At 62.3% G+C, this 21763-nt stretch carries 19 protein-coding genes; 17 read left to right on the top strand and 2 right to left on the bottom strand.

What is annotated here, in order from left to right:
• Positions 1-153 precede the first annotated feature (153 nt).
• The 10 genes from had (at position 154) to E8L22_RS19565 (ending at position 10989) form a co-directional block, all read left to right on the top strand.
• Entirely contained in the window at positions 154-1236 is a 1083-nt protein-coding gene (gene had, locus E8L22_RS19525; RefSeq protein ID WP_136526773.1) for a 6-hydroxycyclohex-1-ene-1-carbonyl-CoA dehydrogenase, read from the top strand.
• The gene (locus tag E8L22_RS19530) at positions 1236-2045 is read left to right on the top strand and encodes a cyclohexa-1,5-dienecarbonyl-CoA hydratase (protein WP_136526774.1); all 810 of its coding nucleotides are present in this window, start codon (positions 1236-1238) and stop codon (positions 2043-2045) included. Before had ends, E8L22_RS19530 begins: the two co-directional genes overlap by 1 nt.
• Positions 2046-2528: 483 nt before the next feature.
• Positions 2529-3242: a 3-oxoacyl-ACP reductase FabG gene (gene fabG, locus E8L22_RS19535; protein WP_136526775.1), complete on the top strand. Its 714-nt coding sequence runs from the start codon at positions 2529-2531 to the stop codon at positions 3240-3242.
• 179 nt (positions 3243-3421) lie between these two features.
• On the top strand, positions 3422-4618 hold the full coding sequence (locus tag E8L22_RS19540; RefSeq protein WP_136526776.1) for a thiolase family protein: 1197 nt from the start codon (positions 3422-3424) through the stop codon (positions 4616-4618).
• A 16-nt stretch (positions 4619-4634) separates the two neighbouring features.
• A complete protein-coding gene (locus E8L22_RS22090) occupies positions 4635-5015 on the top strand; it encodes an amidohydrolase family protein (RefSeq protein WP_246044807.1) in 381 nt (126 codons plus the stop codon).
• Entirely contained in the window at positions 4988-5488 is a 501-nt protein-coding gene (locus E8L22_RS22095) for an amidohydrolase family protein (protein ID WP_246044808.1), read from the top strand. Before E8L22_RS22090 ends, E8L22_RS22095 begins: the two co-directional genes overlap by 28 nt.
• Positions 5489-5506: 18 nt before the next feature.
• Complete coding sequence (gene moaA, locus E8L22_RS19550; protein ID WP_136526777.1) at positions 5507-6493, top strand: GTP 3',8-cyclase MoaA; 987 nt, start codon at positions 5507-5509, stop codon at positions 6491-6493.
• A gap of 39 nt (positions 6494-6532) precedes the next feature.
• Positions 6533-7297, top strand: a complete 765-nt coding sequence (gene fdhD / locus E8L22_RS19555; protein WP_136526778.1) for a formate dehydrogenase accessory sulfurtransferase FdhD — start codon at positions 6533-6535, stop codon at positions 7295-7297.
• 136 nt (positions 7298-7433) lie between these two features.
• Positions 7434-9221: a sigma-54 interaction domain-containing protein gene (locus E8L22_RS19560; RefSeq protein ID WP_136526779.1), complete on the top strand. Its 1788-nt coding sequence runs from the start codon at positions 7434-7436 to the stop codon at positions 9219-9221.
• A gap of 454 nt (positions 9222-9675) precedes the next feature.
• Positions 9676-10989 carry an acetyl-CoA hydrolase/transferase family protein gene (locus tag E8L22_RS19565; RefSeq protein ID WP_136526780.1) on the top strand — a complete coding sequence of 438 codons (1314 nt, stop codon included), beginning with the start codon at positions 9676-9678 and terminating at the stop codon, positions 10987-10989.
• 188 nt (positions 10990-11177) lie between these two features.
• Here the strand turns inward: E8L22_RS19565 and E8L22_RS19570 are convergent, their stop codons facing one another.
• The gene (locus E8L22_RS19570) at positions 11178-11621 is read right to left on the bottom strand and encodes an Rrf2 family transcriptional regulator (protein WP_136526781.1); all 444 of its coding nucleotides are present in this window, start codon (positions 11619-11621) and stop codon (positions 11178-11180) included.
• Positions 11622-11654: 33 nt separating this feature from the next.
• Positions 11655-12101 carry a GNAT family N-acetyltransferase gene (locus tag E8L22_RS19575; protein WP_136526782.1) on the bottom strand — a complete coding sequence of 149 codons (447 nt, stop codon included), beginning with the start codon at positions 12099-12101 and terminating at the stop codon, positions 11655-11657.
• A 238-nt stretch (positions 12102-12339) separates the two neighbouring features.
• Here E8L22_RS19575 and E8L22_RS19580 point away from each other — a divergent pair, with 238 nt between their 5' ends.
• The 7 genes from E8L22_RS19580 to E8L22_RS19610 all read left to right on the top strand — a co-directional run bounded on the left by E8L22_RS19580 (position 12340) and on the right by E8L22_RS19610 (position 21755).
• Positions 12340-12801 (top strand): acyl-CoA thioesterase, encoded by a 462-nt coding sequence (locus E8L22_RS19580; protein ID WP_136526783.1) that lies wholly within the window; start codon positions 12340-12342, stop codon positions 12799-12801.
• Positions 12802-12907: 106 nt separating this feature from the next.
• Positions 12908-14053, top strand: coding sequence for a 6-oxocyclohex-1-ene-1-carbonyl-CoA hydratase (gene oah / locus E8L22_RS19585; RefSeq protein WP_136526784.1), 1146 nt, complete (start codon positions 12908-12910; stop codon positions 14051-14053).
• Positions 14054-14134: 81 nt separating this feature from the next.
• Positions 14135-16153 (top strand): aldehyde ferredoxin oxidoreductase family protein, encoded by a 2019-nt coding sequence (locus E8L22_RS19590; RefSeq protein ID WP_136526785.1) that lies wholly within the window; start codon positions 14135-14137, stop codon positions 16151-16153.
• Positions 16150-16689 (top strand): 4Fe-4S dicluster domain-containing protein, encoded by a 540-nt coding sequence (locus E8L22_RS19595; protein WP_136526786.1) that lies wholly within the window; start codon positions 16150-16152, stop codon positions 16687-16689. Before E8L22_RS19590 ends, E8L22_RS19595 begins: the two co-directional genes overlap by 4 nt.
• Positions 16690-16708: 19 nt before the next feature.
• Entirely contained in the window at positions 16709-17860 is a 1152-nt protein-coding gene (locus E8L22_RS19600) for a (Fe-S)-binding protein (protein WP_136526787.1), read from the top strand.
• Between the two features lie 31 nt (positions 17861-17891).
• Entirely contained in the window at positions 17892-20942 is a 3051-nt protein-coding gene (locus E8L22_RS19605; RefSeq protein WP_136526788.1) for a CoB--CoM heterodisulfide reductase iron-sulfur subunit A family protein, read from the top strand.
• Between the two features lie 42 nt (positions 20943-20984).
• On the top strand, positions 20985-21755 hold the full coding sequence (locus tag E8L22_RS19610; RefSeq protein ID WP_136526789.1) for a hydrogenase iron-sulfur subunit: 771 nt from the start codon (positions 20985-20987) through the stop codon (positions 21753-21755).
• Positions 21756-21763: the final 8 nt, after the last annotated feature.

Raw genomic sequence — 21763 nt, forward strand, 5'->3', positions numbered from 1 at the left:
CTTATTCCGATTAGGCTCCACTATGGTCCTCTGCTAGAAAAAAAAACCAATTCCGCTTGACAGGTAAAATGGTATTGTGGTACCTATTTACACAAAACAAAGTTTTGCTGATTTGGCTCGGTCCTGTCAGCCATTAACGAAGGAGGAGGTTTTATGTCCAAGCAAGCGTATCGCTGGTCCATGACGGCCGTTGGTGAACCTATGGCGAAGAGCGAATTCACCCCGACCCCCGGAGCAGGCGAGGTCGTGGTCGAGGTTGCCGGTTGCGGCGTCTGCCACACCGATCTCGGCTTCTACTACAGCGGTGTCCGTTTCAACCATCCCGCTCCGCTCACGCTGGGGCATGAGATCAGCGGCCGCGTGGTGGCGACCGGGGAGGGCGCCGGCGCCTGGGCGGGGAAGGCCGTCCTGATCCCGGCGGTCATGCCTTGCGGCGAGTGCGACCTCTGTCTTTCAAGCCACGGCACCATCTGCCGCGCCCAGCAGATGCCGGGTAACGACATCCACGGCGGGTTCGCCTCGCACATCGTCGTTCCGGCGAAGACGCTCTGCCCGGTGGACGAGAAACGCCTCGCCGCGGCCGGTCTCAACCTGGCCGACATCTCGGTCGTGGCCGACGCTGTGACGACGCCCTACCAAGCCGCGGTCCAGGCCGAGGTGAAACCGGGTGACGTAGCCATCGTCATCGGCATCGGCGGGGTGGGGGGCTACGCGGTCCAGGTGGCCAACGCGCTCGGCGCAACCGTCATCGCCATCGACGTCGACCAGGCGAAGCTGGACAACATGGCCAAGCATGGCGCGGCGCTCACCCTGAACTCCCGCGAGATCCAGGGCAAAGAGCTCAAGAAGGCGATCAACACCTTCGTGAAGGAGAAGGGGCTCAAGGAGACCTGCTGGAAGATCTTCGAATGCTCGGGGAGCGCTCCAGGCCAGGATACCGCCTTCGGTCTGCTGACCTACGGCGCGACCCTCTCCGTGGTTGGCTTCACCATGGACAAGATCGAGCTGCGCCTCTCCAACCTGATGGCCTTCCATGCGCGGGCGCTCGGGAACTGGGGATGCCTCACCGAACTCTATCCGGCGGCGCTCGACCTCGTCCTGGACGGCAAGGTGAACCTCGCCCCCTTCATCGAGAAGCACCCCCTGGACAACATCAACGAGGTCTTCGCCTCGGCCCATGCCCACAAGCTCACAAGGCGCGCCATCCTGGTTCCGGGCGCGCAGGGAGGTGCGTGATGAGCGAAGCCGCGGCAGCAGCACAGAACGCGACGGCACAGGTCAACTCCCCGCTCAAGGTGAGCCTCGAGCGCGATGGCCGCCTGCTTAAACTCACCCTCGCGCGTCCCAAGGCGAACATAGTCGACGCGGCCATGATCGCCGCGTTGCAGGGCGCCCTTGACGAACACCTCGCCCGTCCGGAGCTTAGAGCCGTGCTCCTTGCGGCCGAGGGGTCGCACTTCAGCTTCGGGGCGAGCGTCGACGAGCACATGCCGGACTCCTGCGCCCAGATGCTCAAATCGCTGCACGCGCTAGTGCTGAGGCTCGTGGAGAGCCCGGTTCCGGTGCTGGTCGCGGTGCGCGGACAGTGCCTGGGCGGCGGGCTTGAGGTGGTCGCTGCGGGCAACTTCATCTTTGCCGCACCGAACGCGCAACTCGGGCAGCCCGAGATCAAGCTCGCTGTCTTCGCACCCGCCGCCTCCTGCCTGCTGCCGGAGCGGATCGGGCAGGCGCAGGCGGAGGATCTCCTCTTTTCGGGCCGCAGTGTGAGCGCCGAGGAGGCCCTCCTCATGGGTCTTGTGTCGGTAGTTGCGGAGGACCCGGACCAGGCGGCCTACGACTACTTCGACAAGCATCTCGCCTCCGTGAGCGCGAGCACCCTGCGCTTCGCCGTCAAGGCCGCCCGCACCCAGTTCGCGCAGCGGGTCAGGGCGAAGATCGAGTTCGTGGAGAAGCTGTACCTTGAAGAGATGATGAAGACGCACGACTCGGTCGAGGGGCTCATGGCCTTCGTCGAGAAACGTCAGCCGACCTGGCTCGACCGTTAGCCGTGCGATAACGTACTCACCCCCCGCAAGGGGGGAGGGGGGATTGCCGTTCTCTCGGACAGGCGGCAATCCCCCTGAGTCCAAAAAATCCATCTGTGACCACGAAGCGCTGCATGAGAACTCGCGTCCCCCCCCCCCTTTTTGCGTAGGTTCTTCGGGGGAAAACCGGGAATCGCGGAGTACAGCAGTCAACTAAGCGCTGCACGAGCCCAGCGTCCCCCCCCCTTGCGAAGGGGGGACAGAGGGGATTTGCCTTTTAGCTTTCAAGGATGAGGGGCAAATGTGACGCGGATTCTTCTTCGTGTACAGGTGGGGGCGGTTGTAGAAAGCACAACAAATCAAATCCCCCCTGTCCCCCCTGCGCCAAGGCTACGGGGGGCAGGCTCCCCCTTCGCAAAGGGGGGGACGTGACGCCAAGGTTGCCCCTTTGAGGGAGCACGACCGGCTGGGGGAGTTCTATCCAACTGCTTTAGAGGGGGCGACATGAGCAGCTTTCTGAATTTCGAGGGACGGACCGCGGTGGTCACCGGTGGCGCGCGCGGACTGGGGCTTTCCATCACCCGCACGCTCCTGGCGCACGGCGCTAAGGTGCATGTCTTCGACGTGGCCGAGGGGGAAGGGGGAGGCGGCTACCAGTTCCACAAGGTCGACATCACCGACCCCGCGAGCGTCTCGGCCGCCGTCGCCACCATCCCGGAACAGGTGACCCTTCTGGTCAACAACGCGGGCATCACCCGCGACCGCAGCGTCCTGAAAATGTCCGACGACGAGTGGCAGTCCGTCCTCGGGGTCAACCTGACGGGCGCCTTCAACGTGGTCAGGGCCTTCGCCCCCGGCATGAGGGACGCGGGCTACGGTCGCATCGTGAACATCACCTCGATCAACGGCATCCGCGGCAAGTTCGGCCAGGCCAACTACGCCGCCTCCAAGGCTGGTCTCATAGGTCTCACCAAGACCCTCGCCCGCGAGCTCGGGCCGAAAGGGGTCACCGTGAACGCGGTGGCGCCTGGCATGGTGCTTACCGACATGGCGCTCGCTCTCCCCGCGGAGATCCTCGACAAGGCGAGAAACGAGTGCCTGCTCCCGGATCTCGCGAGGCCGGAGGACATCGCCAACGCGGTCGCGTTCCTTCTTTCGGACGCGGCCGGCAAGATAACCGGCGAGGTGATAAGGGTGGATTCCGGGCAGTACATCTGAGAACCCTAAGGCTTTAACGCGGAGACGCAAAGCCGCGAAGACGCGGTGAAAACCTTGTACGGAAGGGCTTTGCCCTAAATGCTTTCTTAGCGCCTCCGCGCCTTTGCGCCTTTGCGTTAATGCTTTTAGGTTCTACTAAAATCAGGCCTGACGCTGCGGCGGTGGGCATGGAGGTTCATGTGCGTGAAGCGGTGATAATCGATGCGGTGCGGACGCCGGTTGGGAAATTCGGCGGCGCTTTGGGAAAGGTTAGGCCGGACGACCTGGCGGCGCTTTGCATTTCGGAACTGGTAGAGCGCAACCGGCTCGATGCTTCCCTCATCGAGGACGTGATCCTCGGATGCACCAACCAGGCGGGCGAGGACAACCGCAACGTGGCGCGCATGGCGGGGCTCCTCGCCGGGCTGCCGCACAGCGTCGGCGGCCAGACCATAAACCGCCTCTGCGGCTCTGGGCTGAACGCGGTCAACGCGGCGGCGCTCGCCATCAAGGCGGGGGAGGGGGACGTCTTCATCGCCGGAGGCGTCGAGTCGATGACCCGCGCCCCCTTCGTCTTCGCCAAGGCTGGCTCCCCGTTCTCCCGCGACATGAAGATTTTCGACTCGACCATCGGCTGGCGCTTCGTGAATCCCCGGATGACCGAGCCGTACGCGAAGGAGGCGATGGGAGACACAGCGGAGAACGTGGCGCAGCGCTACGGGATCACCCGGGAAGAGCAGGACGAGTTCGCTCTTGCGACCCAGAGGAAGTGGAGCGCGGCGCAGGCGGCCGGTAAGTTCGCCGACGAGCTGGTGCCGGTTCCCGTCCCGCAAAGAAAAGGGGAGCCGATTATCGTGGACCGTGACGAGTTCCCACGCCCGGAGGTGACCATCGAACAGCTCGGGAAGCTCCCTGCCGCCTTCAAGAAGGAAGGTAGCGTCACCGCCGGGAACTCAAGCGGCATCAACGACGGGGCCGCCGCGGTCCTTCTCATGGAAGCCGAACGCGCCCGTGCTCTGGGATACCGCCCCATGGCGCGGGTGGTGGCGAGCGCCGTGGCTGGCTGCGATCCCTCCTACATGGGGTTGGGTCCCATCCCGGCCATTCGCAAGGCGCTCGAGCGCGCGGGGCTCTCCATCGACGACATCGATCTCTTCGAGATAAACGAGGCGTTCGCCGCCCAGGCCATCCCCTGCTTAAGGGAGCTCGGCATCGACCCGGAGAAGGTCAACGTCAACGGCGGCTCCATCGCCATCGGCCATCCGCTCGGCTCCACCGGCGCGCGCATCACGGCGACGCTCGTGCACGAGATGAGAAGGCGCGGCTCGCGCTACGGCATCGCCTCGCTCTGCATCGGCCTCGGGCAGGGGATCGCCACCATCGTGGAGCGGGTCTGAAGGTAAGGAGGCAGCCATGACGGCGCCAGGGGAACAGAAACCGCGGCCTTTGAGGATCGATTTTCACGTGCACCTCGCCTCGTACGACGGCTCTCTGCACCCCTGGGTGGTGGATTGGATGCGGCTGTCGCACCCGGTTGATTACGAGGATTACGTCGCCCGCTACAGCGACCCCGGCGCCTTCGAAACGCTCCTCGAGGAGGAGGGGGTGGATTACGCCTGCCTCCTCGCCGAGTTGAACCCCGTCACTACCGGCGTTTGCAGCAACGACCAGGTGCGCGAGTTTTGCCGCGGTAGGAAGAGGCTGATTCCTTTTTGCGACCTGAACCCGTACCTGCACACGGACCTGGGGGGGAGCTGCGCCGCAAGGTGGAAAAAGAAGGTTTCCGCGGCATAAAGCTCTATCCCAGCTATCAGCACTACTACCTGAACGAGCCGAGGATGTACCCCCTGTACCAGGTCGCGCAGGAACTCGGCATCCCCGTCCTGATCCATACCGGTTCCTCCGTCTTCAAGCAGACGCGGCTCAAGTACGCGAACCCCCTGCACCTGGACGACGTGGCGGTCGACTTCCCGGACCTTCCCCTAGTCATGGCCCATTCCGGACGTGGCTTCTGGTACGACCGCGCCTTCTTCCTCTCCAAGCTGCATAAAAACGTCTACATGGAGCTTTCCGGGCTTCCCCCGGTGAAGCTTTTGACCTATTTCCCCGAGCTCGCACGCAACACGGACAAGACCATCTTCGGCAGCGACTGGCCCGGCATGCCGCGCATCCGTCACAACATGGATGCGATCGCGGAACTGCCGCTGCCTGCCGACGGTGTCGCGGCGATCCTCGGCGGAAACGCGGCCCGGATTCTCAAGTTGTAAGTCCGGAAGGAGCACGGCATGTCTCTGATCGATTCCTACGGCAGGCGCATCAACTATCTACGGCTCTCGGTGACGGACCGCTGCAACCTGCGCTGCCGTTACTGCATGCCCGCCAAAGGGGTGCAACTGCTCCCGCAAGACGGGATCCTTTCCTTTGAGGACCTCCTGAGAATTTCGGAACAGGCGGTTCTCGCCGGAATCCGGAAGATACGGGTGACCGGCGGCGAACCCCTGGTGCGCAAGGGGATTCTTCCCTTCCTCTCGAACCTTTCGCGGCTCCCCGATCTGAAGGAACTGGTGCTTACCACGAACGGCACCTACCTGGGTGAGATGGCCAAGGAACTCAGAGAGGCAGGGGTGCAGCGGCTCAATATCAGCCTCGACTCCTTGAAGCCCGAAACCTACGCGAGGATCACCCGCGGCGGACGGCTCTCCGACGCCCTTTCCGGCATCGAAGCGGCGGAAAAGGCGGGCTTCCCGCCGCACAAGATCAACGTGGTGCTGATGCGGGGCGTAAACGACAGCGAGATCATGGACTTCGTGGAACTAACCAGGGAACGCGCCTACAACGTCCGGTTCATCGAGTACATGCCGACAGGCCACTCTGGCAACTGGCGCGCCCTTTCCATCCCCGGCTCCGAGGTCATCGAGCGGATCGCGCAGCGCCACCTGATCGAGAAGGTGGCGCCGACCGAGCACTCCGGCCCGGCGAGCAATTTCAAGGTGCGCGGAGCGCCGGGTACGCTCGGGATCATCTCCGCCATGACCGGGCATTTTTGCGACGGGTGCAACCGGCTGAGGGTAACTGCGTCGGGAGTGGCGCGGGGATGTCTTTTCTCCGGGGAAGGGGTCGACTTGAGACCCGCCCTGGAGAGCGGAACCGACGCCTTGCTCAGGCGGGAAATACGAAACCTCGCGCTGGCTAAGCCTGCGGGACACGAGATGAGGGGGAGCCGCGCCTCTTTCCCTCCCGTTTCCTTCCACATGTCCGCCATAGGCGGCTGACGAAGATGGGGTGCGAGTAACGACTGCGGCGGAGGAACCATGACGTGGGTCTACAGGTATGAAAAGGGGACGTTGTCGGCGCGGGAGCGCGAGGTGGTCGAGGAGGTCCCGGTCGTCCTCAACGTGAACGGAAGGGAGCTCGCGACGCTGATCGCCTCTCCGCACGACCTCCGTTTCCTGGTGGCGGGATTTTTGCGCATGCAGGGACTCGTCCAGTCGGTGGAGGACTTTCATCTCCTCTCGGTTTGCAGCGATTTCGGCATGGCCAAAGTCGAGATCCGGGGGGAGCTCCCGGAGAGCCTCAAACCGGTGCTCACCTCAGGGTGTGGGACCGGGATCAGCTTCACCATCCCGAAGGCGCGCCAGGTGAACCCCGAAGGGACCGCCGGGAAGAGCTACCGCCCCGCGGCGGTTTTCGCAATGATGGACGCCCTTGCGCAAAAAGCTGGCGCCTACCAAAGCCACGGCGGCATACATTCCGCGGCGGTGGGGGACGGGAGCGTGGCCCTTTTTTCCGAGGACCTGGGGCGTCACAACACCATTGACCGGATCGCAGGCGAGGCGCTTTTAAAGGGGGTCGATCTGAAGGGGATGATGCTCGTCACCTCCGGGCGGATCTCCACCGAGCTTGTGGCGAAGGCGGCACTGCTCGGCATCGGTCTGGTGGCCTCCCGCACCTCCCCGACATCGACGGCGGTCCGGATGGCGGAGGAGGCCGGGGTGACCGTCATCGGCTACGTCAAGGCCGATCGCTTCGAGGCTTATTCTCATCCTGACCGGCTGGATCTGGTTGGCGCGACCTGACCCTTTTGGTCAAGAAGGTTGACATACGTATGTGATATTTCGTATACACAATGCGTTCGCCTTGCCGTGCGGTCGAGATTTTCTCGCAGCCCCGGGCGACTCTTCTTGCCCTTTAGCATAAGCGGGGAAAGGGAATATGGACCAGGCCATCGACATAGCCGGACCGGCTGCAGGCAACTCCGTTGACGATTGGGCCCCTTCGGGGATCCTGCACCTCGATGCACAGCTCTGCGTCGTCTCGCTGGACGAGGCCGCCGGCGCCATGCTCGGCGCCGCGCCACATACTCTGCTTGGGCGCAGGCTGGACGAGATCGCCGATCTGGCGGATCTCGGCGCCCTCATGAAGAGCGGCACCGTCTTCAACGGTCAACCGATCGCGGTCAAAGGACGCCGGATCCTTTGCGATTACCTCCCGACCGTCGAGTCCGATCAGGTAGTCGGTGGGGTGCTCTCGCTGCAGCGGGTTTTGCCGGAGGTGCACGACTCCCAGGTGGACCTGAAGGAATTGCTCCAGTCAGCGGGTGCCTACCTCGACCTCAACTACGACGGGATCGTCATCTGTGACCGTGCCGGTATCATCGTCATGGTCAACCAGGCCTTCGCGGAACTCCTCGATACGACTCCCCACGCCATGATAGGCAGGCACCTCGACGAAGCCTATCCCAACTCGCAGCCGTCGCGCCTTCCCGGCGTGATGGAGACAGCGTCCCCGCAGATAGGCATCACACACTACCTGAACGGCAAACAGGTGTACGCCTCCCTCTATCCCATCCAGAAGGACGGGAAGGTGGTGGGGGGGATCGGCAAGATCCTCTTCAAGGACATCCGTGAGATCACCCTGATCGCGAACCGGCTGCAGGCGGCCCCGGAGACGCGTGCGCTGGCCGGTAGCGTGACGAGAAAAGAAACCAGTTCACGCTACGACGTGAACAGCATTGTCGGCCAGAGCAAGAAGATCCTCGATCTCAAGGAATCCCTGCTGCGCGTGGCGGCGAAGAACTCCAACGTCCTTTTGCTGGGGGATAGCGGTACCGGGAAAGAACTCTTCGCGCACGCGATCCATGCTGCTAGCAACCGGCGCTATGCACAGTTCGTCAAGGTGAACTGTGCCGCGATACCCGAGCACCTCCTCGAATCGGAGCTGTTCGGCTACTCCGAGGGGGCCTTCACGGGCGCCAGGAAAGGCGGCCAGCTGGGCAAGTTCGAGCAGGCGCACCTCGGCACGATCTTCCTGGACGAGATAGGCGACATGCCTCTCTACATGCAGGCGAAGATGCTGCGCGTCCTCCAGGAGCGGGAACTGACCCCGCTCGGCGGGGGCGCCCCAAAGATGGTCGACGTGAGGGTGGTAGCCGCCACCAACTGCAACCTTGAGCACCTGGTGCGCGAGGGGAAGTTCCGGCAGGACCTCTATTACCGCCTTAAGGTGGTAACCCTCAGCATCCCGTCCCTTAGGGAGCGCAAGGAGGACATCCGCCCTCTCACCATGAACTTCATCCAGCAGTTCAACGAGGAGTTCGGGCTGGAGGTGCAGGGGCTGAGCCTCGAGGCGAGGGAAATCATCATGCGCTACGACTGGCCCGGCAACGTGAGGGAGCTACGTAACGTCATAGAAAGCGCCTTCAACCTTGTCACCGGCCCCCTGATCCTGCGCGATCACCTGCCGGAACAACTCTCAAGGATGCACACCGATTCCGGGATAGAAGCTTCCGCTGCGCAGGACATCGGTGGGTACATCCGGCAGAGGCTCGGGTCCGCGCCGCTCTCGGAGATCGTGGATGAGTTCGAGAAACTGCTTGTGGAAGCCGCCATCGAGGCGAGCCACGGCAACAAACTCCACGCTGCTGACCTGCTGGGCATCTCCCGGCAGTGGCTCTACAAGAAACTGCACAAGTACGGCGCCGATCCCGGCGAGGATCACTGACCCGAGCTCAGCTTTCCCACATCCGTTCCCCTCCGTCTTACCTGTATAAATCCCCTCTTAGCCAAAAACCTTGTTTTGCTCATCGTTATTTCATAACCGTTTCAGTACGTATCTTTGCCGGACTTTTCACCGTGCATGACAGTGGGGTGATAGTGTAAACAAATTGGATAATAATTAAAGGTGGTGTGTATATCTCGCTAAGTGCTAGTTTTTGCACTGTTTTAAGGATACTGTCTCCTGTCGGTGTCAACGGATATTTACATGCCCCTCCATGGCCGTTCGAGGTTGTTGTGAAAATATACGAACACTGTTTTGTTGTATGTTGCGCACTTGCGATAAAAATAAATGACTTTCGTCAGAAAAGACGGCTTTTGGTATTGCCGTTGCTATATCTCCGTCACAAACACGAGCCTGTCGTCAGGACGTTCAACCCTAAAGGATGGAGGTACCACCCGTGAAGAGTATCGCTCTGGCAAAAAGTAGTTTTGAACAGGAATACCGTCAGAAACGTTGTACGCCCGCTGAGGCAGCCTCGGTCGTTAGATCAGGAGATCACCTCTGTTTCCCGCTCGGCGTGGGGGAGCCGACCCTTTTCGTGAAAGCGCTGGCGGCGCGCAAGCGCGAGCTCGAAGGGGTGGTGGTGAACCAGCAGCATCACCTCTGTCCCGACTACTTCACCGAGGATTCGGTGCCGCACATCAAGGTGAACGCCTGGTTCACCAGTCACGTTTCCCGTGAGGCGGTGCAGAAGGGGTGGGCGGACTTCGTGCCGAACCATTTCCACGAGGTGCCGAAGCTCCTGAGGGAATACTGGCCGGTGGACGTGGCCGGTACCGTTGTCTCGCCGATGGACGAGTTCGGCTACTTCACCTGTAGTCTCTCGGTGGGGTACACGATGGAGGCGGTGAAGAAGGCCGATAAGGTGGTGGTGCAGGTGAATCCGCATGCCCCCCGCACCCACGGCAACTGCCACATCCACATCTCGGAGGTGGATCACATCATCGAGTGCGACGAGCCTCTGAAGGAGTTGCAGATCCCCGAGGTCTCCCCGGTTGAGGAGGCGATCGGCGGGTATCTCGCGGAGATGATCCCGGACGGCTCCTGTCTGCAACTCGGCTGGGGCGGCATCCCCAACGCCGTTACGCGAGCGCTACTGCACAAGAAGGACCTGGGTATCCACACCGAGCTCATGTCGGACGGCATCGTCGACCTGATGCTCTCCGGTGCGGTGAATAACTCCAGGAAGAACATCCATCGCGGCAAGGCTCTAGCCACCTTCGCCCTTGGCACCAAGCGGCTCTTCGACTTCATGAACGAGAACCCGATGATCGAGATGCATCCGGTCGACTACGTGAACGACCCGGCCGTGATCGGCTCCATCGACAACGTGGTGGCCATCAACGCCACCATACAGGTCGACCTTTTGGGACAGTGCTGTTCCGAGTCCTTCGGGCACCTGCAGTGGAGCGGCACCGGCGGGCAGGCGGACTTCGCGCGCGGCGCGAACCGTTCGCGCGGCGGCAGGGCCTTCATCGCGACGGCGTCAACCGCTAAGAAAGGGACCGTCTCCTGCATCGTACCGACCCTCACGCCGGGGTCGTCGGTGACGACCAGCAAGAACGACGTCGACCACGTGGTGACGGAGTTCGGCGTGGCGAAGCTGCGCGGGCAGACCGCGAAGCAGCGGGCCATGAACCTGATCAACGTGGCGCACCCGGATTTCCGCGGCGAGCTGATGGAAGCCGCGAGGAAGATGAACAGGATTTAGTTTGGCGGAAAGAGGCTTCCTTTTAGTTGGAGGCCTCAGGTGAAGGATCCCCTCCCCCGGAGGGGGAGGGCTAGGGGGGGGAGCGCAGCATCTAGACCGGCTTCCCCCCTCCCAGCCTCCCCCCTCCGGGGGGAGGAGCGCCGAGCGAGGTGCGTTGGAAACTGGCCCTTTTGCAGGCGGCCGGGGGGTCAGCTTTTGGGAGCTTCCTTCTGGGAGGCGAGTTCGGCGCGCAGGCGGGTGTTTTTGAGGGCGGTGGCGAGGGTGATGGTGTCGAGGATGGCCCGGGTCACCGTGTCGATCTCGTTGGTGATCGCATGCAACTCCTCGACGACGGGATCGGCCGCCTTGTTCCAGTGCGGCATGTCGAGGTCGGATTCCATCGTCTCGAAGAGCTTTATGATGTCGAGCAGCGTGGTGCGGTTCACGTTTCCCGCGAAGCGGTAGCCGCCGCCGACGCCGCGCATCGCCTGCACCACCCCCTCGTGCACCAGGTTGCGCATCACCTTGGCCAGGTGGTGCGAGGAGATGCCGTACTTGTCGGCGATGTCGGCGGTGGAAAGCTGCCGCTCCGGCTCGCTTGCCAGCTCCAGCACGGAAATAAGCCCGAAGAGACTTGCCTTGTTCAGCTTCATGATTGCTTGCTCCAGTGGGGCGCTCGGGCGCCCCTAGTCGATTTGCTTTTCCAGTTCGATGTAGCGGCCGGTGCGCATCCCCATGCCGCGGAAGAAGGAGAGGGTGAGCTTGCTGTCGATATCCACCATGGTCCGGACCGTTGAGACCCCGGCCTCTTTGAGGCGCGCGCAGATCTCGTCGAACATCTTCTTGCCGATGCCCCCTTCGCGGACGGAAGGGGAAACGGTGAGCGCGAAGACCCAGCCGCAGGGAGGGGAGCCGAATTCCCAGGCGCGGACTTCGCCGATGATGAACCCGACGGGGGTACCCCCCTGCTTGGCCACCAGGAACACCCGGTCGTTGCGGCCGCTTTCGACGTAGCGTTGGAACACGCCGCGCCAGTAGCCGATCTTGTCTTCCTTCAACCCGGCGCGGTCTAAGGCGATGACCGCCTCCAGGTCGCCCTGCACGGCATCTTCAATGCTTATTTGCTGGTCCATGTTTTCTCGCTTGTGATCGCGCCGACAAATCGGGTGGCACGATCAGGATGAGGTGTCTGCCAAGCGGCAGAGAATATTAAAGTGGTAATTTAGTACCATAAATACCAAGGTATGGCAAGTGCCCGGGGAAAAATAGCAGTGGGAAGCAAAAAAGATCTTGACACTAATTTGGTATAGTGATACCAATTTAATCACTGAAACGTTGTTCTGATATTTGTAGACGAGAGCGAGGTTTCCGATGACTGATAGTTTCCGTTACTACATGAGGGTGCGCTACTACGAATGCGATGCGCAGAAGGTCGTGTACAACGCCAACTACGGAAACTACGTCAGCGTCGCCACCACCGAGTTCCTGCGGGCCCTGCCAGGCCGGGACCTCTTGCACGGCGATCTCGACTATAAGGTGGTGAAGCAGGAGATGAAGTGGCACGCTCCGGCCAGGTACGATGAGGTTTTGGAGGTGTCGGTCTCGGTAAAGCAGCTGGGGCGCAGCTCGGTCACCATCACCACCGACTTCCGCATCGCGGGCACCGACGCGGTGATCGCTTCGGCGGAGACGGTTCGAGTCGTGGTGGATGCCGCGACCATGGAGAAAAAGGGGATCCCGCACGACGTGCGCGAAGTGCTGAAAGCGGGAGCGCCTGATGTGGTAGTCGATCACGCAGGCTACCTTTCGATGGATGACATAGTCTTTTCGTAAAACGTAGTCTTTTTTTTTGATCATAAAATCGTATTGAGGTACCGTAATACAAGTTAAGGCGATCCGAACACACTAAAAACAAAACAGACAAGCAAAGGGGGAAGCCGTGGCAACTACAGACGAAATCATAAAGACGACCGCACCGTCCCATCTCATCGACCACAACCTGATCGACCGCGAGGTGGAGAGCCTGTGCGACGGGATGGTCAAGTACGAGAAGCGCCCTGCCAAACGCCGCGACGGCAGCGTGGTGGACGGCCTGTACAACGCCTGGATCATCTTCAACAACCCCAAGCAGTTCAACTCCTACACCACGGACATGGTCAAGGCCACCATCCTCGCCTTCCGTCGCGCCTCGGTCGACCGCCAGGTGAACGCGGTGGTCTTCACCGGGGTTGGCGAGAAGGCCTTCTGCACCGGCGGCAACACCAAGGAATACGCTGAGTACTACGCCGGTAACCCGCAGGAATACCGCCAGTACATGCGCCTTTTCAACGACATGGTCTCCGCGATTCTCGGCTGCGACAAGCCGGTCATCTGCCGCGTGAACGGCATGAGGATCGGCGGCGGCCAGGAGATCGGCATGGCCTGTGACTTCTCCGTCGCCCACGACCTCGCCAACTTCGGCCAGGCGGGCCCGAAACACGGCTCGGCAGCCATCGGCGGCGCCACCGACTTCCTCCCGGTCATGATCGGCTGCGAGCAGGCGATGGTCTCCGGCACCCTGTGCGAGCCGTTCTCGGCGCACAAGGCCGCGCGCCTCGGCATTATCGCCGACGCGGTTCCGGCGCTGAAGATCGACGGCAAGTTCGTCGCGAACCCGACCGTGGTCACCGACCGCTTCATCGACGAGTACGGCCGCGTCGTGCACGGCGAGTTCAGGACCGGTTCCCAGTTCAAGGAAGGGCAGGCGCTGATCAAGGAAGGCGAGATCGACCTCTCGCTTCTCGACCAGAAGGTCGAGGAACTCTGCGCGAAACTCCTCGACACCTTCCCCGAGTGCATGACCAAGAGCCTCGAGGAGCTGAGAAAGCCGAAGCTGAACGCCTGGAACCAGAACAAGGAAAACTCCAGGGCATGGCTTGCCCTCAACATGATGAACGAGGCGAGGACCGGCTTCAGGGCCTTCAACGAGGGGACCAAGGAGACCGGCCGCGAGATCGATTTCGTGAAGCTGCGCCAGGGGCTCGCCGTCGGCACCCCGTGGACCGAGCAGCTGGTGGACAGTCTCATGCCGCAGGCGGCCAAGTAGCGCACTGGACGGGGGCTTCCCCCGTCACCGGTCCCGATCGTCGGAGCCCGAACTTAAGGTAACCAACCAAGGGGTAACACTATGAGGTATGCAGAGACAGGATATGTGCTGGAAGTCGATCTGACCAAGGGGAACATCGAACGGGTGGCGACCGACCCGAGGGATACCGAGCTCTACCTCGGCGGCCTCGGCACCAACGCCAAGATGCTGTGGGACAGGGTCCCCGCCGATGTCGATCCCTTTTCGCCGGACAACCTTTTGATCTTCGCCGCCGGGCTTCTGTGCGGAACGCCCGCCACCGGTTGCAACCGCACCATCGTCTCGACGATCTCTCCGCAGACGAAGCTGATGGCCTTCTCCATGATGGGGGGCTTCTGGGCGCCGGAGCTCAAGTACGCGGGATACGACAAGGTGGTCTTGCGCGGCAAGTCCAAAGACCTCGTCTATCTCTACATCAACAACGACAAGGTCGAGATCCGTGACGCCTCCCACCTGAAGGGGAAGGGGGCGATCGAGACCGCCGAGATCATCAAGAAGGAGCTGAACGAGCCGCGCGCCCAGGTGGCGGCCATCGGCCTCGCCGGTGAGAACCGGGTCTTCTACGCCTCCATCGAGCAGGGCAGATCCTCCGCCTCGCGCGGCGGCATCGGCGCCGTGATGGGTGACAAGGGTGTGAAGGCGGTGGTCGTGCGCGGCACGAAGGACGTCGTCGTCGCGAAGCCCCAGGAGTACATGGATCTTTGCAGCGAGGTGCTCGACTACATCAAGCACCGCGAGGATAACCCGATCCCCGACGTGATGCCGATCCTGGCCGGGCTTGGCAGCCCGCAGGAGATGAAGGTGCACGACGAGAAGTGGCACACCGAGAACTTCAACTGGGGCAACGCTCGCACCCGCCGCAAGGACTTCTGGACCGAGGAGGTCGACAAGTCCTGGGGCGAGACCATGGAGAAGGCGAGGACGAGGCTCATCAGCTGTTACAACTGTCCCATGAAGTGCGGCGCCACCATCTCGATGGAGGGGCTCCCGACCTACATGATGAAGTGCTTCACCAAGCTCACCTACACCATGGCCGCCTACTCCGACCTCGATTTCGGCCTCAGGATCGCGCAGAAGGCGACCGAGTACGGCCTGGACGGCTTCTCCGCCCCGCAGGTCATGGCCTTCGCCCTCGAACTCCTTGAGAAGGGGATCCTGAAGGACTCCGACTTCCCCGGGATGCCGGAGGACAACGAGGGGAGGTTCTTCTACCTCCTCGACAAGATCGTGAACCGCGAGGGGATCGGCAATGTTCTCGCCAACGGCACCTACTGGGCCGCGCAAGAGATCGGCAACGGCGCCGAGGATTTCGCCCACAACAACATCAAGAAGCACGAGCAGCTTCCCTTGAAGCTCTCCATGCTGAACCCCATCTACTACCTCATGTACTGCACCGGGGAGAAGATCAACATCACCCAGATCGAGGGGCAGTTCCCGCAGGCGCCGTATCCCACCATGGAGCAGCGCGAGGCCTTCGTGAAGGACTGGGTCCAGGTGCCGGACGACAAGTTCAAGGACATCTTCCTTCAGTGGGAGCCGCGCGGCGAGAAGTCGATGCCGCACTTCCCGACCGTGGACATGTGCTGCGACATCGTCGACTGGCAGGAGATGATGCACTACATAGACGACGCGCTCGGCCAGTGCGCGGGTCTCTCCTCCTTCCCGCTCAAACCGCCGTACCACATCCATAACTACCCGAAATTCATCTCGGCCGGTGCGGGCATCGAGATGGACGAGGAGAAGCTCAAGAAGGCGGCCAAGCGCTACCGCACCCTGGTCCGCGCCAACAACATCCGCCGCGGCATGAGAAGGGCGGACGAGCAGCCGCCGGCGAATCACTGGAAGAACAGGTTCCCCGAGCTGGAGAAGGATCTCCTCGACTCGTACTACAAGCTGAAGGGGTGGAACGAGGACGGCATCCCGACCAAGGAGACCCTCGAGGAACTGGGGCTTGGCTACGTCGCCGCCGAGTTCGAAAGGACCGGCGTGTACGGCGGCGCACAGGCAGCCCAGGCGCCGCGTCAGCAGGAGACACTTAACGTCGGGGGGGTACAGCCGTGAGCACCGAGACCAAAAAGAGAACGATAAAAACCATCAACATCGATGCGGACAAGTGCAACGGCTGCCGGGCCTGCGAGGTGATCTGCTCCTCCTTCCACGCGGCCCCGCAGTACAGCAGCAACAACCCGGCCCGCTCCAGGGTGCGCGTGGTGCGCGATCCGCTTCGCGACATCTACATCCCGCTCTACGCCGGTGACTACACCGAAAGCGAGTGCATGGGGCGCGACAAGTTCATCATCGACGGCAAGGAGTACGACGAGTGCGGCTTCTGCCGGACCTCTTGCCCCTCGCGCGATCTCTTCAGGGAACCGGATTCCGGGCTCCCCCTGAAGTGCGACCTCTGCGACGGCGAGCCCGAACCGCTCTGCGTCAAGTGGTGCCTGGTCGGCGCGCTCTCCGTGACGGAGCGGGAAATCGAGGAGCCCTCCGAGGAGACGAAGCAGGGCGAGCTGGAGATCGGTCTCGAGTCGCTGGTCAGAAGGTTCGGCCAGGAGAAGCTCCTCGACACGGTCGCCCAGATTACCAAAGGACGCTGACGCGAAAGGACGGTGCACCGTGGAAACCGTGACTCCATTCAAAGAGATCATAGATGTCATCAAAGAGAAGGGGGGCGACTCGCTCAAGTACTGCTACCAGTGCGGCCTGTGCGACTCGGTCTGCCCTTGGAACCGGGTGCGGCAGTTCAGCATGCGCAAGGTGGTGCGCCAGGGTGTCTTCGGCCTCACCGAGATCGAGCAGGAAGAGATCTGGCGCTGCAGTACCTGCGGCACCTGCCCCTCCCGCTGCCCTAGAGGGGTGAACCAGATCGAGGCGGGGGTCGCCCTTCGCACCATGGGGGCCGAGTACGACGTCTATCCCGGCCACGTGGCCACCATCAGAAACGTAGTGGCGAGCCTCACCAGCGAGGGTAACTCCATCGGAGGCGAGCGTGCGAAGAGGGGCGAGTGGGCGAAGGATCTCCCGGTGAAGCCGTACGAGGAGGGGATGGAAGCCCTCTACTTCACCGGCTGCTACTTAAGCTACGACCCCCGGATGAGGAGGGTCGCCCAGGCGACCGCCACGATCCTGAACAAGGCGGGGGTGAAGTTCGGAATCCTCGGCGACAAGGAGAGCTGCTGCGGCGAGAGCATCAGAAAGACCGGCAACGAGGAGCTCTTCAAGAAGCTCGCCAAGGACAACATCAGGAACTTCATCGACCGCGGCGTGAAGAAGGTGATCGTCTCCTCGCCGCACTGCTACCACACCTTCAAGAACGAGTACCCGGAGTTCATGGTGCACTTCGAGGTGGTCTTCATCTCCCAGTTCATCGAGGAGCTGATCGCGGCGGGCAGGCTCACCATCAAGGGGGAGTTCGCCAAGAAGGTGACCTATCACGATCCCTGCTACCTCGGGCGCCACAACGGCGTCTACGATGAGCCGAGGAACCTGCTGAAAAGGGTCCCGGGGCTCCAGTTCGCCGAGATGGCCGAAAACCGCGAGTTCTCGCTTTGCTGCGGCGGTGGCGGCGGCCGGATCTGGATGGAGACCCCGAAAGAGGAGCGCTTCGCCGACCTGAGGCTCAGGCAGGCGGTGGACGTGGGAGCCGAGGTGCTCGCCACCTCCTGTCCCTACTGCATCACCAACTTCACCGATTCGAGCCTCGACCTGGCCGACGACGAGAAGTTGGAGGTGAAGGACCTGACGGAGATCATCGCCGAGGTGATTTGAGGCAACGAACCCTAGTGGAAGGAATACTTCTATGAATACCGCAGAGAGAAATATTGGCGACGTACTCATCGTGGGGGGAGGGATCAGCGGTATTCAGGCCGCGCTCGATCTCGCCAACTCCGGCTTCAGGGTCTTCCTGGTGGACAAGTCCCCGGCGCTCGGGGGCAAGATGTCCCAGTTGGACAAGACCTTCCCGACCAACGACTGTTCCATGTGCATCGAGAGCCCGAAGTTCATCGAGTGCTCGAGAAACCCGAACATCGAGATCATCACCTACACCGAGGTCGACCGCGTCGAAGGCGAGGCGGGCGACTTCAAGGTGACCCTCACCAAGAAGCCTAGGTACATCTCGGAGGAGAAGTGCACCGGGTGCAACATCTGCGTGGACTACTGTCCCGTGAAGATCAAGGACCCGTTCAACCAGGAGCTCTCCGATAACAAGGCGGTGCACATCTACTTCTCGCAGGCGGTGCCGCTGGTCACCTACGTCGACCCGGAGACCTGCCTCTACCTGAAGGAAGGGAAGTGCCAGATCTGCGTCGGCGCCTGCAAGACCAACGCGATCGACCTGCACCAGAAGCCCGAGACCTTCCAGATCGAGGTCGGCGCCATCCTCCTTTCCCCGGGCTACTCGACCTTCGACCCGAAACTCCGGGGAGATTTCGGCTACGGCCGCATGCAGAACGTGGTCACGAGCCTCGACTTCGAGCGCATCCTCTGCGCCACCGGCCCCTACGAGGGTGAGGTGCTGCGCCCCTCGGACAAGGCCCACCCGCATAAGATCGCCTGGATCCAGTGCGTCGGCTCCCGTCAGGTGACCCCGGGCGGCAACAACTACTGCTCGGCCGTCTGCTGCGCCTACTCGCAAAAGCAGGTGATCCTCGCCAAAGACCACAGCCCGAGCCTGCAGGCGACCATCTTCCACAACGACGTCCGCGCTTACGGCAAGGATTTCGAGCGCTTCCACCAGAGGGCCGAAAAGCTCTCGGATGTCCGCTTCATCAGAAGCTACGTCACGGTGGGGAGGGAGATCGAGAGCACCAAGAACGTCACCATCAGGTACTCCACCGTCGACCAGGGGGTCAAGGAGGAGGAGTTCGACATGGTGGTCCTCTCGGTCGGCTTGAACCCGCCCAAGGACGTCGAGGCCCTCGCCGCCAAGTTCGGCATCGAGCTCACCGACCAGAAATTCTGCAAGAACAACCCCTACAACCCGATCGAGACCTCGAAAAAGGGGATCTTCGTCTCCGGCGCCTTCCAGGGACCGCTCGATATCCCGGAATCGGTCGTGACCGCGAGCGGCGCCGATGCCCTCGTGGGGCAGCTTCTCTCCAACCGGCGCCACAAGCTGGAGCGCGAGAGGGTCTACCCGGTCGAGAAGGACGTCTCACAGGAGGAGCTGAAGATCGGGGTCGTCGTCTGCTACTGCGGCGCCAACATCGGCCGCGTCGTCAACATCCCCGAGGTGATCGAGTACGCGGCGACCCTTCCCAACGTCTCCTGGGCGGGTGAGAACCTCTTCGCCTGCTCCACGGAGAACGCGAAGCAGATCTCCGACGCCATCGTAGCCAAGGGCCTGAACCGCGTGGTGCTCGCCGCCTGCACGCCGAGGACGCACGAGCCCCTCTTCAGGGACACCTGCCGCGAGGCGGGACTCAACCAGTACTTTTTCGAATTCGCCAACATCCGCGAGCACTGCTCCTGGGTCCACTCCCGCGAGAAGGAGAACGCGACGGAGAAGGCGAAGGAGATCGTCAGGATGGCGGTGGCCCGCGCGGCACACCTCGCGCCTCTGCAGGAATTCCAGCTCCCGGTCGACCACACCGCGCTAGTGGTAGGGGGCGGGGTCGCGGGGATGACCGCCTCGCTCAACATGGCCGAGCAGGGTTTCGAGGTCTACCTGGTCGAGAAGGACGACGACCTGGGGGGCATGGCCAGACGCCTGCACTACACCATCGAAGGGACCGAGGTGCAGCCTTACCTCGCCGACCTGGTGAAGAAGGTCTACCGGCACCCGTCCATCCACGTCTGGACCGACGCGGTCATCGAGGACGTCTCGGGCTACGTCGGCAACTTCACCACCCGTGTGACCTCCCAGGGGAGGGTGCGCGAGGTGAAGCACGGGGTCTCGGTACTCGCCACCGGCGCCGCCGAGTACAAGCCGACCGAATACCTCTACGGCGAGAACGAGAACGTACTGACCCAGCTTGAGCTCGAAGAGAGGATCGCGGCGGGGGACGAGAAGGTGAAGGCGGCGCAGAGCGTCGTCATGATCCAGTGCGTCGGCTGCCGCCAGGCCGACCGCAACTACTGCAGCCGGGTCTGCTGCAACCAGGCGATCAAGAACGCCCTCAAGCTGAAATCGATCAACCCGGAGGTGGAGGTCCAGATCATCTTCCGCGACATGCGCACCTACGGTCTCAAGGAGGTCTACTACCGCGAGGCGGCGAACCAGAACGTGAAGTTCATCCGCTACGAGCCGGAAGGAAAACCGGTGGTCGAGGCGGAAGGCGCGGGCTTCAAGGTGACCGTCCCCGACCCGGTGCTGGGCCAGATGATGGAGCTCGAGGCGGACCTCGTGGTGCTGGCCGCGGCGGTGATCCCGTCCGAGGCGAGCCAGGAGGCGGGGAAGCTCTTCAAGGTCTCCAACAACCCGGACGGCTTCTTCCAGGAGGCCCACGTGAAGCTGAGACCGGTCGACTTCAGCGCCGACGGCGTCTTCCTCTGCGGCACCGCCCATTATCCGAAGCACCTGACCGAGACCATCAGCCAGGCCCTAGGTGCTGCGGGACGCGCGGTGGGGATCCTCTCCAAGGAGACGGTGACGGCATCCGGTTCGGTCTGCGACGTCGACGAGACGAGCTGCGTAGCCTGCGGCGCCTGCATCACCGCCTGCAAGTACGGCGCGATCAGTTTCATCGACACCCCGAAGGGGAAGAAGGCGCACGTGGAACCGATCCTCTGCAAGGGGGACGGCCTGTGCAACGCCAAGTGCCCGACCCGGGCCATCTACCTGAAGCACTACACCGACGACGCCATCTACGCCCAGATCGACGCGGCGCTGCCGCCGAGCCGGGCCTAGATCTCACGAACAACTCCAGGGAGACCTGGGAAGGAGGTAACAATGACAACCGGAATCGAGCAAAAGCCCAGGGTCGTCGGTTTCCTGTGCACATGGTGAGCATACGGCGCTGCCGACCTGGCTGGAGTTTCCAGACTGCAATATACGACAGAGACGAAGATCATCAGGGTCATGTGTACCGGCCGCGTGGACATCGGGTTCGCGCTGCGGGCCTTCCAGAAGGGTGCGGACGGGGTTTTCATCGGCGGCTGCTGGCCGGGTGAATGCCACTACGTCACCGAGGGTAACTACGACGTGCTGAAGAACGTGCACATCGCGAAGAAGATCCTCGAAACCCTCGGCATCAACCCGAACCGCCTGAGGCTCGAGTGGATCTCGGCCTCGGAGGGGATGCGCTACGCCGAGGTGATGAACGACTTCGGTCGCCAGTTGAAGGAGCTGGGCCCCCTGGGGAAAGGGGAGGGGATCGACCCCAGTGCCCTGAAGATCAGGCTCGAGGCCGCCAACAAGCTGGTCCCCTACGTGAAGCTAGTCGAGCGCGAGCGGCTCAGGCAGCGCTTCAAGACCGAGGAGGAGTACGCGGAGTTCTTCGCGAGCGACGAGCTGAAGCGGATCTTCGAGGACCTGGTGGTCGACAAGCTCGCCGTGAGCCAGATGACCCTGCTTTTGAGAGACAAGCCGCTGACAAGCGCCGAGATCGCGCAGGCCCTGAGTCTGGCGCCCGCGGACGTATCGAGGCACCTGAAGGATTCGTCGCGGAAAGGTTTGGTTAGGTACGACGAGGGGGAGAAGCGCTACGCGCTGGCCCTTTAGTCGACAAC

Source organism: Geomonas ferrireducens (assembly GCF_004917065.1).
GTDB classification, from domain to species: Bacteria; Desulfobacterota; Desulfuromonadia; order Geobacterales; family Geobacteraceae; genus Geomonas; species Geomonas ferrireducens.